This window comes from Acidovorax sp. Root402 (assembly GCF_001425125.1).
Taxonomy (GTDB): domain Bacteria; phylum Pseudomonadota; class Gammaproteobacteria; order Burkholderiales; family Burkholderiaceae_C; genus Acidovorax; species Acidovorax delafieldii.
On record NZ_LMDQ01000018.1, the window covers coordinates 130649 to 145692 of the forward strand.

General features: G+C 66.7%; 14 protein-coding genes. 2 read left to right on the forward strand and 12 right to left on the reverse strand.

Features of this window, described 5'->3' with window-relative positions; genetic code table 11:
* The first annotated feature begins 10 nt into the window (after window positions 1-10).
* Entirely contained in the window at window positions 11-3166 is a 3156-nt protein-coding gene (locus tag ASC83_RS21035) for an efflux RND transporter permease subunit (protein ID WP_056067287.1), read from the forward strand.
* 144 nt (window positions 3167-3310) lie between these two features.
* On the opposite strand, the gene ASC83_RS21040 is transcribed toward ASC83_RS21035, so the two are convergent.
* The 6 genes from ASC83_RS21040 to ASC83_RS21065 form a co-directional block, all read right to left on the reverse strand.
* Window positions 3311-3637, reverse strand: coding sequence for a thioredoxin family protein (locus tag ASC83_RS21040; protein ID WP_056067288.1), 327 nt, complete (start codon window positions 3635-3637; stop codon window positions 3311-3313).
* 93 nt (window positions 3638-3730) lie between these two features.
* Window positions 3731-5098, reverse strand: coding sequence for a molybdopterin molybdotransferase MoeA (locus ASC83_RS21045; protein ID WP_056067290.1), 1368 nt, complete (start codon window positions 5096-5098; stop codon window positions 3731-3733).
* A gap of 19 nt (window positions 5099-5117) precedes the next feature.
* Entirely contained in the window at window positions 5118-5663 is a 546-nt protein-coding gene (locus ASC83_RS21050) for a GNAT family N-acetyltransferase (protein ID WP_056067292.1), read from the reverse strand.
* A 16-nt stretch (window positions 5664-5679) separates the two neighbouring features.
* Complete coding sequence (mobA, locus tag ASC83_RS21055; protein ID WP_056067294.1) at window positions 5680-6318, reverse strand: molybdenum cofactor guanylyltransferase MobA; 639 nt, start codon at window positions 6316-6318, stop codon at window positions 5680-5682.
* Between the two features lie 209 nt (window positions 6319-6527).
* The gene (gene moaA / locus ASC83_RS21060; protein ID WP_056067296.1) at window positions 6528-7664 is read right to left on the reverse strand and encodes a GTP 3',8-cyclase MoaA; all 1137 of its coding nucleotides are present in this window, start codon (window positions 7662-7664) and stop codon (window positions 6528-6530) included.
* Between the two features lie 47 nt (window positions 7665-7711).
* Entirely contained in the window at window positions 7712-8131 is a 420-nt protein-coding gene (locus ASC83_RS21065; RefSeq protein WP_056067298.1) for a BLUF domain-containing protein, read from the reverse strand.
* Window positions 8132-8318: 187 nt separating this feature from the next.
* Here ASC83_RS21065 and ASC83_RS21070 point away from each other — a divergent pair, with 187 nt between their 5' ends.
* On the forward strand, window positions 8319-9173 hold the full coding sequence (locus tag ASC83_RS21070) for a type IV pili methyl-accepting chemotaxis transducer N-terminal domain-containing protein (protein ID WP_235509433.1): 855 nt from the start codon (window positions 8319-8321) through the stop codon (window positions 9171-9173).
* A gap of 28 nt (window positions 9174-9201) precedes the next feature.
* Here ASC83_RS21070 and ASC83_RS21075 read toward each other — a convergent pair whose 3' ends face one another.
* The 6 genes from ASC83_RS21075 to ASC83_RS21100 all read right to left on the reverse strand — a co-directional run bounded on the left by ASC83_RS21075 (window position 9202) and on the right by ASC83_RS21100 (window position 15016).
* Entirely contained in the window at window positions 9202-9888 is a 687-nt protein-coding gene (locus tag ASC83_RS21075; RefSeq protein WP_235509434.1) for a hypothetical protein, read from the reverse strand.
* Entirely contained in the window at window positions 9888-10862 is a 975-nt protein-coding gene (locus ASC83_RS21080; RefSeq protein ID WP_082522550.1) for a hypothetical protein, read from the reverse strand. Before ASC83_RS21080 ends, ASC83_RS21075 begins: the two co-directional genes overlap by 1 nt.
* 377 nt (window positions 10863-11239) lie before the next feature.
* Window positions 11240-12001: an SDR family oxidoreductase gene (locus ASC83_RS21085; RefSeq protein ID WP_056067300.1), complete on the reverse strand. Its 762-nt coding sequence runs from the start codon at window positions 11999-12001 to the stop codon at window positions 11240-11242.
* 56 nt (window positions 12002-12057) lie between these two features.
* Window positions 12058-12684, reverse strand: coding sequence for a DUF2889 domain-containing protein (locus ASC83_RS21090; RefSeq protein ID WP_056067301.1), 627 nt, complete (start codon window positions 12682-12684; stop codon window positions 12058-12060).
* A 90-nt stretch (window positions 12685-12774) separates the two neighbouring features.
* Complete coding sequence (locus tag ASC83_RS21095; protein WP_056067777.1) at window positions 12775-14208, reverse strand: aldehyde dehydrogenase family protein; 1434 nt, start codon at window positions 14206-14208, stop codon at window positions 12775-12777.
* Window positions 14209-14311: 103 nt separating this feature from the next.
* Window positions 14312-15016, reverse strand: coding sequence for a Crp/Fnr family transcriptional regulator (locus tag ASC83_RS21100; RefSeq protein WP_056067303.1), 705 nt, complete (start codon window positions 15014-15016; stop codon window positions 14312-14314).
* Window positions 15017-15044: the final 28 nt, after the last annotated feature.

The following is a 15044-nucleotide window of genomic DNA, read 5'->3' on the forward strand; positions in this document are numbered from 1 at the left end:
CTGGACTGCCATGCAACTCGCTGAAATCTCCATCCGCCGGCCGGTGTTTGCCACCGTGCTGTCACTGCTGGTGCTGTTGATTGGCGCGGTGAGCTTCACACGCCTGTCGGTGCGCGAATACCCCAAGATCGACGAACCCGTGGTCACCGTCAGCGTGCGGTATGCGGGCGCGTCGGCCGAGGTCATCGAATCGCAGGTGACCAAGCCGCTCGAAGACTCCATCGCCGGTATCGACGCCGTGGATGTAATCACCTCCATCAGCCGGGCCGAGCAAAGCCAGATCAGCGTGCGCTTTCGCCTGGAGAAGGACGCTGACAACGCTGCCGCTGAAGTGCGCGACCGCACCGCCCGTGTGCGCAACCGCCTGCCGCTCGCGGTGGATGAGCCCGTGATTGCCAAGGTGGAGGCCGATGCGTCGCCCGTGCTGTGGCTCGCCTTCAGCAGCGATACACGCAGCCCGCTGGAGATCAATGACCTGATCAACCGCATCGTTAAGCCCCGGTTGCAGACGGTGACCGGTGTGGCGGATGTGCCGATTTATGGCGAGCGCAAATACGCCATGCGCGTCTGGCTGGACCCCGAGCGCATGGCCGGCTATCGCTTGACCACGCAGGACGTGGAAGATGCCATCCGCCGCAACAACCTGGAACTGCCAGCAGGCCGCATTGAATCGCAGCAGCGCGAGTTCAGCGTGACGTCCCAGACCGACCTGAAAACCCCAGCACAGTTTTCCGACATCGTGATCCGCACGGTCAATGGGTTTTCAGTGCGCGTGCGTGATGTGGCCCGGGTCGAAGAAGGCCCTGCCAGCGACCGCAGCCGCGTGCGGCTCAATGGCCGCGATGCGATCTCGGTGGGCGTGATCCGCCAGGCCACGGCCAACCCGCTGGAGCTGTCCAAAGGCGTGCGCGCCATGATTCCCTTGCTCAAGGCCGACCTGCCGCCAGACATCGGCATCGACATTGCCAACGACAACTCGCTGTTCATCGACCGCTCCATCAAGAGCGTGTACTCCACCATCATCGAGGCCGTGGTGCTGGTCGCCCTGGTGATCTTTGTGTTCTTGCGCACGTTCCGTGCGTCCATCATCCCCATCATCACCATCCCGGTCAGCTTGGTAGGCAGTTTTGCGCTGATGTCGCTGGCGGGCTTTTCGATCAACACGCTCACGCTGCTGGCGCTGGTGCTGGCCATTGGCCTGGTGGTGGACGACGCCATCGTGATGCTGGAGAACATCTACCGCCACATCGAAGAGGGGCTCGACCCGTTTTCTGCAGCCATCAAGGGCGCACGCGAAATCGGCTTTGCCATCGTGGCCATGACGCTCACGCTGGTGGCGGTGTATGCGCCACTCGCATTCACACCCGGCCGCACGGGGCGCTTGTTCGTGGAGTTTGCGCTGGCGCTGGCCGGAGCCGTGGTGGTGTCGGGCTTTGTGGCGTTGACGCTCTCGCCCATGATGTGCTCGCTGCTGCTCAAGCACAACCCGAATCCCAATTGGTTTGACCGCTCCATGGAGCGTTGGCTCACGGCCCTGTCGGACGCCTATGGCCGCCTGCTGCGCTGGATCGTCACGGCCCGCTGGGGTGGTGCGGGCGCGGGGCGCAGTGGCGTGCGGGGTGCGCTGTTCCAGGCCCGCTGGATCGTGCTGGGCGTTATGGCCCTGAGCGGCATGGCGCTGGTGCTGGTGTTCCCCAGCATGCGGCAGGAGCTGTCGCCGCTGGAAGACCGGGGCACCATTTTGGCCAGTGTGACCGCGCCCGACGGCGCCACGCTGGACTACACCAACCGGTATGCGCTGGAGCTGGAAAAGATCGGCAACACCTACCCCGAATTCGACCGCGTGTTTGCCAACATTGGCAACCCCACGGTGGCGCAAGGCAGCGTCATCTACCGCACCGTGGACTGGGAAAAGCGCGACCGCACCACGCTGGCCCTGGCCAAGGAGCTCCAGCCCAAGGTGGCGGGCCTGCCCGGTGTGAATGCCTTCCTGATCACGCCGCCATCGCTGGGTCAGGGCTTTCGCTCGCGGCCCCTCACCTACGTGATCCAGACCTCGGACAGCTACGAGAACCTGAGCAAGGTGGTGGCCGCGTTCATGGCCGAGATTGCGCAGAACCCCGGCATCGTGTCCCCCGACGTGGACCTGCGCCTGAACAAGCCCGAGCTGCGGATCGAGGTCAACCGTGAACGTGCCGCCGACCTGGGGGTGAGCGTGGAAGTGGTGGCCAAGGCCATCGAGACCATGCTGGGCGGTCGCACCGTCACACGTTACAAACGCGATGCCGAGCAGTACGACGTGATCGTGCAGACCGAGGCGCGGGGCCGCACCACGCCCGAGAACATCGACACCATCTATGTGCGCGGCCGCAACGACGCGATGATCCCGCTGACCAGCCTGGTCAACGTGCGCGAAAGCGTGAGCCCGCGCGAGCTGAACCACTTTGGTCAGCGCCGCTCGGCCACCATCACGGCCAACCTGTCGTCCGACTACTCACTGGGCCAGGCCATCACCTTCATGAACGAGACGGCGGCCAAGGTGCTCAAGCCCGGCTACACCACCGACCTGAACGACACCTCGCGGGAATTCAAGAACTCGCAAGGCGCGCTGGGCGTGGTGTTTGTGCTGGCGCTGGTGTTCATCTTCCTGGTGCTGGCGGCGCAGTTCGAAAGCTTCATCGATCCGCTGGTCATCATGGTGTCGGTGCCGCTGTCGATGATCGGCGCGCTGCTGGCGCTCAAATGGAGCGGCGGCTCGCTCAACGTGTATTCGCAGATCGGGCTGATCACGCTCGTGGGGCTGATCACCAAACACGGCATCCTGATCGTGGAGTTCACCAACCAGCTGCGCGAAGAGGGCATGGAGATGGTGGACGCGCTGGTCAAGGCCTCGGCCCAGCGACTGCGCCCCATCCTGATGACCACGGGGGCCATGGTGCTGGGCGCCATTCCCCTGGCTTTGGCCACGGGCGCTGGCGCCGAAACGCGCACCCAGATCGGCTGGGTGATTGTGGGTGGCATGTCGCTGGGCACGCTGCTCACCATTTTTGTGGTGCCCACCATGTACACGCTGTTTGCCCGCAAGGCGGTGCCGGGGGCCAACACAGCCGTGGCTGTGGATCAGTCGACCCACCCGCTGCACCCGCACGACTATGTGGCCAAGTAGCCTTCAGTGGGAGTGCAAAGCGAGCTGCCAAAACAGCAAAAGCAAAGCAAGACAAGAAAGGGCCCGGCAGGGCTCTTTCTGCTTTCTGTTGTGCAGTGCCAGCGTGAGGACGGTCTGGGTCCAGCGGGTTGCAGCGCGGGTGGCTTAGGCCAGCACCGCCTGCACCGCGTCCTGCAATTCCTGGCCGCTCTGCGGGCGCACCAGGCGCGCCACTTCCTTGCCGTCTTTCATAAAGACCAGTGTCGGCCACAGCTTCACGCCGAACGTGCGGCCCAGGCGCTGGCCAGGGCCGTCTTCCACCTTGACGTGGGCAATGTCCGCGCGGTCCCTCAGGGCGGTTTCGATCAGTGGCTGGGCGCGCTGGCAGTGGCCGCACCAGGGGGTACCGAACTCGACCACCGTGGCGCCGGGCAGGCGGTCCACATCGTCTCGGGATGGGGGTTGTGCAAGGTGTTGGGCGGCGTAGGGCATGGCGTGATTCGCGGTTTGTGAACAGGGCGAGAGGCTGGTTTCAGGTTACCTTGGCGGCCGATGGCATGCACTGGCTGGCGGCGCATTGCCGTGTCAGATCACGCCCTCAAACACCATCACATCCACGGCGTCGCCTACCGCCACATTGCCCTGCCCGTGGTGCAACACGATGAGCCCATTGGCCTGCACCATGGAGCTGAGCACGCCCGAGCCCTGGTTGCCGGTGGTGCGTACCTGCAGCGTGCCGTCGGCGGCGGTGGTGACCAGGCCACGCTGGTATTCGGTGCGGCCGGGCTTCTTGCGCATGGGCTCGGTGCTGATGGCGCGCAGCAGCGGGGGCGCCGCGCGGGTGCTGCCCATCATGCGCAGCAGGGCGGGGCGCACAAAGGCGAGAAAGGTCACCATCACCGCCACGGGGTTGCCGGGCAGCCCGAAGAGCACTGCGCCACCGGGGGCTGTATTGATATCAGTATTGATATCATTTTGATAGCTGTCAGCGCTTGATGCACTAGCGCTTGAGGCCGAAACGGCTTGATTTTCTGCGTTGCCGATGCGCCCCACGGCCATGGGGCGGCCGGGGCGCATGGCGATGCGCCAGAATGCCACGTCGCCCAGCTTTTTCATCATGGTGCGGGTGTGGTCGGCCTCGCCCACACTCACGCCGCCGCTGGTGATGATGGCGTCGGCCAGCTGGGCCGCCTGGCGAAAGGCAGCTTCGAGCAGTGCAGGCTCGTCGCGCACCACGCCCAGGTCAATCACCTCCACCCCCATGCGCGTGAGCAGGCCGAACACGGTGTAGCGGTTGCTGTCGTACACGGCGCCTTCGCGGGGAGCCTCGCCCAGGCTCAAGATCTCATCGCCGGTGGAGAAGTACGCCACCCGCAGTCGGCGGAACACCGTGACGGTGGGCAGGCCCAGGCTGGCCACCAGGCCCAGGGCGGCGGGCGTCAGCAGCTCGCCACGGGCCAGGGCCACGCGGCCTTCCATGATGTCTTCGCCCTTGAAGCGGCGGTTGTCTCCGGCGCGCAGCACATCGGCTGCGATGGTTAAGTGGCCGTCGGCAGCGGTGGTGGTGAACTCCTGCGGCACCACGGTGTCCAGCCCGGCGGGCATGATGGCGCCGGTCATGATCTTCACGCATTCGCCTGCAGCCACCGTGCCTGCCCAGGCCTTGCCCGCCAGGGCGGTGCCCACCACGCGCAGGGTGAGCGGCTGCCCAGCCACCAGTTGCGCGCCCGCAAAAGCGTAGCCGTCCATGGCCGAGTTGTCGTGGGGCGGCACACTGACGGGCGAGATCACATCCTGCGCCAACACGCGGCCCAGCGCGCTGAACAGCGGCAGCACTTCGGTGGCGGTGACGGGCTCAACCAGCCGGTCCAGAAACTGGTTCACGTCGGCGGCGCTCAGGGCCTGCGGGTCGTAGCCTTGCAGCTCGGCGGCAATCTGGGCAATGGTTTTCATGGGTGGGATTCGCTTGAAGTCAGTGGGAGAGCAGCCGCACCATGTGCAGCTTGTCGTAGCCCACGCCATCCACCACGATGGCGTTGGGCAGCAGGCCCCAGGGGCGGAACCCGGCCTGCTCGTACAGGCGCACCACGTGCTGGTTGGACGCGGTGACGGTGAGCACCAGTTGGGTCAGCCCCGGCACTTGGCTGGCGGCCTGCACGCAGGCATCCACGAGCTGCCGGCCAACGCCCCGGCGCTGCGCAGCGGGCGACACCATCATGCCCACTACCACCGCGCAGTGGCGCTGTTTGGTGCGTTGCTCGCGCTCGCAGCCCAGGCAGCCGAGCAGCTGGCCCGCCGTGTCGAAGGCGCCCAGGAAAAACTGGCCGGACTCCAGCGCGCCGAAACGCGCCACGTACTCGCTGGCATCGCGGCCCACGGAAGATTCGTAGTCCGAGGTGAAGGCGTCCGGCGCTGTGCGCAGTGCCTCGTCCCGCAAAGCCTTGTAGGCCAATGCGTCTGCGGCGACCAGGGGGCGGATCTGCACCGCGGCAGCGTCCACCGGGGGGCGACTGTTCATGGGGTTGGCGCGCGGGTCAGGCCTGGGGCGCGCTGCTGTTTTCCAGCGCGTGCAGCTCGGCAAGCGTGTTGGCGTTGAAAAAGGCCTGGGGGTCGTCGCCCGGCTGGTCGAACGGCACGATGGCGCAGCGGTGCTGGCCGGTCCACGCGTCGATCTTGCGGCCACCGGCCTGGGTGAAGGCGACCAGGCTTTCCAGCAGGTCCACGCGCAGCAGGCAGAACACCGGCTGCGGGCGCACGGTGATCTGGCCCTTGCCGTCGTCTTCCGGGGCTGCGGCCATGGCAATGTCGGCGCCCTCGGCGTCTGCCGCTGCCGCCAGGCGCTGGGCGAGGTCCAGCGGAAACAGCGGCGTGTCGCAGGGCACCGTGAGCAGCCAGGGGGTTTCGCAGCGCTCCAGCCCGGTCAGAAAGCCTGCCAGGGGCCCGGCGTAGTCGCTCAGCACGTCCGGCCACACCGGCGTGCCAAAGGCCTCGTAGGCCGCCAGATTGCGGTTGGCATTGACCATGGTGGCACCGGTCTGCATCTGTAGCCGCATCAGCGTGTGCAAGGCCAGCGGCAGGCCGCGAAAGTTCTGCAGGCCTTTGTCCACCCCGCCCATGCGGGAGCCGCGGCCCCCTGCGAGGACCAGGCCGGTAATGTCTTGCTGATTGATCAATTGAAATCCTGTGGGCAATGGGTCGTGTGCTGGATAGCCGGCGCTGTGCATGAGCGCAACGCCAAATAGCTGCACGAAATGAAATCGATGGCATCGCGCCCAGGGCAAGGCGCAAACCGCAGTGATAGCCGTAGCTATCGCGAGGATTTGCAACGCAGCCTTGGGGGTGAGGACGCGATTTCATGTGCAGTTATTTGCGGGACAGCACACTAGCCCCCGATGTAGCTCATCTCAACGCGGCGAGCACCCTGGCCGGTGTCGGCGGGCAAGCTGCTGCGCAGCTCGGAGTAGCGGTCGTTGCGCTGCTGCCAGATGGGGGCGATGGCCGAGGCAATCTCTGCATCGCTCGCGCCCCCGCGCAGCAGGCTGCGCAGGTCGTAGCCCTGGCTGGCAAACAGGCACAGGTAGAGCTTGCCTTCGGTGGACAGGCGTGCGCGGTTGCAGTCGTGGCAGAAGGCCTGGGTCACGCTGCTGATCACGCCGACCTCGCCCAGTGCGGGGTCGTGCCGGCCCTGGGCATCGGCATAGCCCCAGCGCTCGGCGGTTTCGCCGGGACTGCTCGGGTCCAGCTGCACCAGCGGCAGTTCTGCGCGCAGGCGTTCGATGAGTTCGGCAGAGGGCAGCACCTCGTCCATGCGCCAGCCGTTGGTGGCGCCCACGTCCATGTATTCGATGAAGCGCAGCGTGGTGCCGGTGCCCCGAAAGTGCCGCGCCATGGGCAAGATCTCGTGGTCGTTGGTGCCGCGCTTGACCACCATGTTGACCTTGATGTGCGACAGGCCCGCCGCATGCGCGGCGTCGATGCCGGCCAGCACATCGGCCACCGGAAAGTCCACATCGTTCATGTGGCGAAAGATCGTGTCGTCCAGGCCGTCCAGGCTCACCGTCACGCGGTTCAGGCCCGCGTCCCTCAGGGCCTGGGCCTTGCGTGCGAGCAGTGATCCGTTGGTGGTGAGCGTGAGGTCGGGCGCCACGCCATCCACGGTGCGCAACTGGGCCAGTTGCGCCACCAGGTCTTCGAGGTTCTTGCGCAGCAGGGGCTCGCCGCCCGTCAGGCGGATCTTGCGCACGCCGTGCGCCAGAAACAGCCGCGCCAGCCGCGTGATTTCCTCAAAGCTGAGGAGCGCCCCGTGCGGCAGGTAGGGGTAGTCCTTGTCGAACACTTCCTTGGGCATGCAGTAGTTGCAGCGGAAGTTGCAGCGGTCCGTCACGCTGATGCGCAGGTCGCGCAGCGGGCGGCCCCGCGTGTCGGTGAGTTGGCCCGTGGGGCTCACCAGCCGCGCTGGCACCGTGGCTGCCAGCGCGGCCAGGCGCTCATCGACCAGCGGAATCACGCGTTCAGACATGGGTGGGCTCGTTCAGCAGGACGGGAGGGCACATGCCGCGCATTTTCTCACTCCAGCCAGCGCACGTTCTGCAGGATCTCGTCAAAGAAGCTGCGCAGCGTCAAGGTGTTCATGCTGAACGGGTCGAAATCGGGGGTGCTGGAGTATTTGAGGAACAGCTGCCGGTTGGCGTCCAACGAGCCCAGAAGCCCCATGGACCAGCTGGTAAACCGGCGGTGCGGGATCTCGCCAAAGTCCAGCACGGCCGTGTCTTTGTGGCGCGTGTCCTTGAGCAGGCGGTGGTACAGCGCGTTGACCGCAGCACGGTCGCCTTCGAGCTGCTGCAGGAAGATGCCGTTGTTCAGGCACAGCGCACCAGTGATGCCCGCGCGGGCATTGTTGCGCTGCGACGCGCCCAAGATGTCCTTGATGTCCGCAGGGCCGAGCACACGGGAGGTGCGGCTGGCATAGGTCAGTTGTATCAACATGTATGTCTCCTGAACGGCGCAGTGTGTCAGGTTTGGTGCGCATCAGTGGGCCCGCCCGCCAATGACCCTGAAGATGGGTTCTGTGTCTTCGCAGGTGTGGGACCCGCGGATGGAGATGTTTGATCTGGCGCAGGGCGTCGAAATGCTGCGTTGCAACAATACGGGCATCCGATTTCAGGGGGTTCTCATGCCAGTTCCCGAGCTATTGAACAGGTTCTCCGCCGACGCCATGCCATGCCAGCGCCGTGTGGCGGTGCAATGGGTGGCGGCGGGCATCCTGCTGCCCACCTGGGCCAATGGGGCCCAGGCACAGATGGGATTGTCGGGGGCCATCAACTATGCGGGCTGGTTCCGTGCACTGTCGCAACGCATGGCCAAGGCCTATTGCCAGCAGTACCTGCAGGTGCTGCCGGGCGCTGCGGTGGACGTGATGGGGCTGGCACGCAAGATGGTGCAGTCCGGCAGCAACGAGCTGGCCCGGGGCATGCAGTCAGGGCAATGGCCTGCCGATGTGGGGCGCCAACTGGCCGATGTGCAAAAGCAGTTTGCCCTGCTCAACCAGTTGACGGCAGCGCCGGCCACCCAGACCGCACTGGTCGTTGCGGCGTCCGAGCAGGCAGATCGCACGCTGCTGGTCGCGCAGACCGTGACCGAGTCCATCGAGAAGATGGCACAGGCCCCCAGCGCCCGCCTTGTCCACCTGGCGGGCCGCCAGCGCATGCTGTCGCAGCGCCTGGCCAAGAACTATTTTCTGAATGCGGCCAAGGTGGAGTCGAAGGTGGTGCAGGCCCAGCTGGTGGCCGATGCGGCCGACTTCCGGCAGGCGCTGCAGACGCTGAAAACAGCGCCGGTGTCCACGCCCGCCATCCGCAGCGAGCTGGAGCTGGCCGACTCGCAGTGGCTGTTCTTCGACTCGGCCCTGCGCCGCCCGGCCGATGACGCAGGGCTCAGTGCCGTGGCGACCACCAGCGAACGCCTGCTGGGCGTGATGGACAAGCTCACCAGCCTCTACGAGGCCGCCCTGCGCGAGGTGCTGGGCTGAGCCGCACCGCACGGCTGGGCGCATCCGGTCAGTGGCCGCCACAGGCGGCAGGCAGCGTGAATTCAGCCAAATGGCAATCGCGCCCCACCAGCACCAGCCGCGTGTCCAGCGCGTCGAAAAATCCCGGCGGCGGTGGCAGCGGCAAGTGCTGCACGCGCTTGTGCGCGTCGATGCAGACCGCTGCCAGCTCATAGTCGAGGGCTAGGGCCATCCACAGGCCGTGCGCGCCGGCAGACTGGCGTGCGCCGGTCATGAGGCTGCGGCCAGAGTCCAGCCACCAGCGGTAGATGGCGGTGGCAATGCCCATGCGCCGGTAGCCGTGCGCTACCTTGGTGTGGGGTGCGCGCAGGTGGCGGTCGGTACGTCGGTCCACCTCCACCAGCCGGTTGAATACGGTGTAGGCCACGATGCGGTTGCGCAGCGGGTCGATGGCGTACACAAAATATTCGCCATCGGCCTCGCGCAGGCGGAACACCAGCCCGCGCAGATGCAGGGGCAGCGGCTGCATCGCATCGCGCGTGCGGTGGTTGGTGCGAATGCGGTCGTACAGCGCATCGAACTCGCGCTGGATGTCGCGGCCCGACAGGTCCACGTCGATGCGCAGTTCGGTCAGCCACTGGGCCCAGCGGCCCAGCAGGCCGGGGCTGGTCGATGGCTTGGTGGTTCCGGTGGTGGTGGCATGGCCAGGCAGGTGCAGGCAAAGGGCGCTGGCCATCATGGCGTGCTCCCCGTGCCCCCGGTCCAGCAGCCGCTCAGCAGGCGTGCTGGTTGTTCGCGGGCGCACACCTGGGCGCTGTGGGGCCAGTCTGGCAAGGGCACGTCCAGGCCCGCATACACGCCATAGGCGTCGCCTGCGGCAATCGTTTCACCTGCCCAGAGGCTCTCGCCCGCACGGATGGCCCCGCCGGTGTGGATGTGACCACCGGCCCGCACACCCCAGCCCACCTGCAGGTGGCCCTTGCAGTCCACATCGCCCATGGCCCACACGCCCCGGGCGGCCTGCACGGCGGCATCGGCTTGCAGATGCCCGCCCACCTTGATGCCGCCGTCGCAGCCCAGGTCGCCCACCACCCGCAGATCCTGGGCCACCCGGCAGTGGCCACCGACGTGGGCGGCGGCGGCGCAGTCCAGCTCGCCGCCCACACGCAGGCTGCCTGTGCAATGCAGCCGCTGCGCCACCGTGAGGGACCAGCCCACGCGCGCATCGCCGTGCAGCCGCGCGCTGCCCTCGCAGCGTACCGCGCCCGCCACGCGCAGGTCTTCGCCCACGCGCAGCGCACCGCCCACCCGCAGGCCGCCCAGCACGCTCAGGCTGCGGCCGGTGCGCAGCACACCCTCCACGTCGGCATGGCCCCGGCAGCGCACGCTGCCCGCAAACACCAGCGCGTCTGCCTCCAGGTGGTCCACCTCCAGCACATCGTTGGTGGGGCCGAACTGGTCCAGCATCCAGCACGCGTCTTCCACGCGGCCCTCGCGCACCAGGTCGTCCAGCAGCGCCTGGTAGTTGCTGGCGCCCTCCTGGCGGCGCAGGTACCAGCGGTAACCGTCGGCACAAGGCCGCTTGGCGCGGATGAAGTGGCGGGTGATGTCGGTGGCGGCAGACGTGTTGGCGATGGCCTCATCGGTGGGCAGGCTGTGCGCAAGGGCGCATGGGGCGAGCGAAATCTCGCCCGAAGGGAACGGGGGCATGGACACTCCTGACGTCCGCGCCCCGGCTGTTGCCAAGGCGCAAGCTGGCGCTGGGCGTGGGGCCCGGCGACAAGAGGTGCGCGAAAAGAATGCTGTGGGGAGGGAGTGTCGCCGGGCTCAGGAATCTGCAGCGAGGGTGCAGAGAGCGTGGTCACCGGCCTGGAGCGTGGCTTGCGAGCGCGCAGCACGGCGCAGCGGCGCGGCGGCGCTGGCGGCTGTGGCGGGAGAGTGGCTCGCAAACATCGGCGGCACTATAGGCAGCAGGGCCAGCACCGTCAAATCAATCCGCACTGCCCTAGTGCGGATTGGGCCGCTCAAAAAGGGGCGTGGTGGCTGCTTCAGAGCATGCCGCGACGCCTGTTTGTTTGCTTGCTGACTTAAACGCAGCGCCCGCCATCCACCTCAATGCACACGCCGCTGATGAACGACGCCTCTTCGCTCGCCAGGTACAGCGCCGCGTTGGCCACGTCCAGCGCGGTGGAGAAGCGGCCCAGCGGAATGGTGGCCAGGAACTTGGCGCGGCGCGCATCGTCCACCGGGCCGCCCGCGAATTCGGCGGCCAGGCCGGTGTCGGGGTTGAACACGGGGTTGATGCAGTTCACGCGGATGTTGTCGGGGCCCAGCTCGGCGGCCATGGACTTGCTGGTGATGATGACGGCGCCCTTGGAGCCGTTGTACCAGGTCAGGCCTGGGCGGGGGCGCAGCCCAGCGGTGGAGGCGATGTTGATGATGCTGCCGCCACCCGCCTGGCGCAGTGCGGGCACAGCGTGGATGGCGCTCAGGTAGATGCTCTTCATGTTGATGGCGTAGACCTTGTCGAACTCGTCCTCGCTCACTTCGAGCATGGGGCGGTTGCGGTGCGTCCAGCCTGCGTTGTTCACCACCACGTCCAGGCGGCCGTACAGGCGCACGGCTTCGTCGACCATCGCCTTCACTTCGGCGGACTTCGTCACGTCGGCTTTGAAGAAAGCGGCGGTGCCGCCGGCGGCCGTGATCTCGGCCACCACACGCTGGCCGCCCACCTCGTTGATGTCGTTGACGATGACCTTGCCGCCTTCAGCGGCCAGGCGTTTGGCGATGCCTTCGCCAATGCCGTTGCCAGCGCCGGTGACGATGATGGATTTGTTCTGCACACGCATGGGTGTCTCCGATGGGTTGTGGTGATATATCAAAATTGATAGCTACCAGCGCATATTCAACTAGCGCTAGCGCCCGATGGGGCTGAAATTTCAGTGGCCGAAGCTGTATCGGCCGCAGGGGCTGCCGGGGCGGGTGCCTTGGGCTCCCGGCCATAGAACTGCGGAAAGAACTCTTTGACGCCATTGCCGTTGAAGTCCCACCCCGTGCACTGGCCCAGATGGCGTGGCGGCTCGTCGGGGTGGCTGGCGGCAAACACGGCAGGCACTGACTGGAACGCCGCCGTGGCCAGGTTGAACAGCAGCTCGCGCAGGTGTGTGCAGCTTTCCACGCCGCCCAGGTGCTTCTGGATGGCCTGGCGCCAGCCGCGTGCCATGCTGCAGCCCACCATGCGCTGCAGCGCTGCCTGGGCCTCGGTGCAGCCTTTGAGCGGATGCGAATCCATGGACACATCCACCGCCTGCACCACCAGCTGGCGGTTCACGGTCACGCGCAGCCACATGTGGTGGATGGCTTCGCCCGCCAGGCGCGTGCGCGTCGGGTCGCGGTGCGAGGGCGCGTCGTAGGCCTTGCTGTCATGCAGCTCGCCTTCGATGTCCCACAGGCCATCGTCGCGTTCAAAGCCCTGGTAGTTCACCCGGCGGACATGCTTCAGGGTGCGGAGGGCGGGGGGGCTCAGGGGCATGGGGAAGAAAAATCGTCGTACAGAAGCAGCCGAGGTTAGCGGGGCCTGCCAGCACCGTCGCGCGCCAGCGGGACACCCTGCAATGCCTCTTCAACCGTACTTGATGGCGACGGTCTTCAAGGTGGTGAAGCCGTACAGCGCCTCAAAGCCCTTTTCGCGCCCATAGCCGCTGGATTTGACGCCGCCAAACGGCAGCTCCACACCGCCGGCCGCGCCGTAGTTGTTGATGAACACCTGGCCGCTGTGCACACGCTTGGCCATGCGGAACTGGCGCGCGCCGTCACGCGTCCAGATGCCGGCCACCAGGCCGAACTGTGTGGCGTTGGCCAGCTCGACCGCATGGTCCTCGTCCTGGAAGGCCATGGCCGACAGCACGGGGCCGAAGACTTCTTCCTGTGCCAGGCGGTGGCCCACGGGCACATCGCGCAGCAAGGTGGGGGCCTGGTAGTAGCCGGTCTCGGGGGCCTCGTCCACCACCACGCCCTGGGCCACCATGGGGATGCCGGCCACTTGCGCGTCCGATAAAAAGTCCCACACGCGTTGCTGCTGCGTCTGGCGGATCAGCGGGCCCACGTCCAGGTCCATGGCGGCGGGGCCGACGCGCAGCTTTTCAAACGCCTTGCCCAGGCGCTCCAGCAGGGGTTCATAAATCAGCGAGTCGATCAGCACGCGCGAACCGGCCGAGCAGGTCTGCCCAGCGTTCTGCACGATGGCGTTGATGACCACGGGGATGGCGGCGTCCAGGTCGGCATCGGCAAAGATGATTTGCGGGCTCTTGCCGCCCAGCTCCAGCGTCACGGGGCAGTGGCGTTCGGCAGCCACCTGCTGGATCAGCGTGCCGATCTTGGGGCTGCCGGTGAAGCTGATGTGGTCGATGCCGGGGTGGCGCGCCAGCGCGTCGCCCACCTCGTGGCCGTAGCCGGTGACGATATTCAAAGCTCCGGCTGGGAACCCCACCTCGGCTGCCAGCTGCGCCACGCGGATCAGCGACAGGCAGGCGTCTTCGGCCGGCTTGACCACGCACACATTGCCCGCCGCCAGGGCGCCACCCACGCTGCGGCCAAAGATCTGCATGGGGTAGTTCCAGGGGATGACATGGCCCGTGACGCCGTGGGGCTCGCGCCAGGTCAACACGCTGTAGCCGTCGGGGTAGGGGATGGTCTCGCCGTGGAACTTGTCGCATGCACCGGCGTAGAACTCGAAGTAGCGGGCCAGCGCAATGGCGTCGGCGCGTGCTTGCTTGGTGGGCTTGCCGCAGTCGCGCTGCTCCAGCGCCGTCAGCTCGTCCGCATGCTCCAGGATCTTGGCCGAAAGCTTTTGGAGCAGGCGGCCGCGCTCCACCGGGGCCAGCTTCTGCCACACCGCGTGGTAGCACTGGCGGGCTGCATGCACCGCCGCGTCGATGTCGTCGGCGTTGCTGCGCTGGATCTCGTCGAAGGGCTGGCCGTCGGACGGGTCGATCACGGGGATCGTGCGGCCCGAGGACGAGGGCACCGAGGCGTTGGCGATGTAGTTGAGTTGCATGGCCGCCATTTTGCCCGGAAATGGAATGTGTGCTTAGTATTTGTGTGAAAACACGCCGATGCGCTAGTACAATATGCCTTGGTTGCTATCGATTTAATAGTAATCAGGCGCAGGCCCCCCGCAGGCCGGCCAGGTCCAGAATCTCCACCTCGCCGCGCTGCACGCGCACCAGCTGGCGCGACTCCAGGTCCTTGAGGATCTGGTTGGTGGTCTGGCGCGAGATCGCCAGCATCAGCGACAGCTGCTCTTGCGAGATCTCGATCACCCGGCGCGACTGCCCTTCGGCCGTCCACTGCCCGTAGCCCTCGGCCATCATCACCAGGCGCCGCGCCAGGCGCTGTGGGGCGGGCAGCAGCGCCAGCTCTTCCATCGCCACGAAGGCCGAGCGCAGCTTGTCGGTCATCAACAAGGCCAGCGCATGCCAGTGCTGCGGGTGGGCCTGCAGCCAGTGCTGCAGCCGCTCGTGCGGGATGTGCACCAGGGTGGTGGGTTCGGTGGCCTGTGCATCGTGGGTGCGGGCCGAGTTGTCAAACACCGAGATCTCGCCAAACCAGTGCGGCGGCTCCAGGCGGATCAACAGCGCCGCACGCGCCTCGTCGGCCCGCCCCCCGGTGCCCGAGATGCTGACCGCGCCGCGCACCACCGCATACAGGCCACAGGGCGCATCGCCGCGCCGGAACAGCACCTCGCCCGTCGGCAGATGGCGCAACTGCGCCATGGCAATCAGCGGCTGGGAAAAGTCGGGCGGCAGGTGGGCAAACCAGCGGCCAGACTGGAGGACAGGCAGGTAGGCGGAAGGGGTGGACATGGGATGCGATTGAACGGGGCAGGAGGGC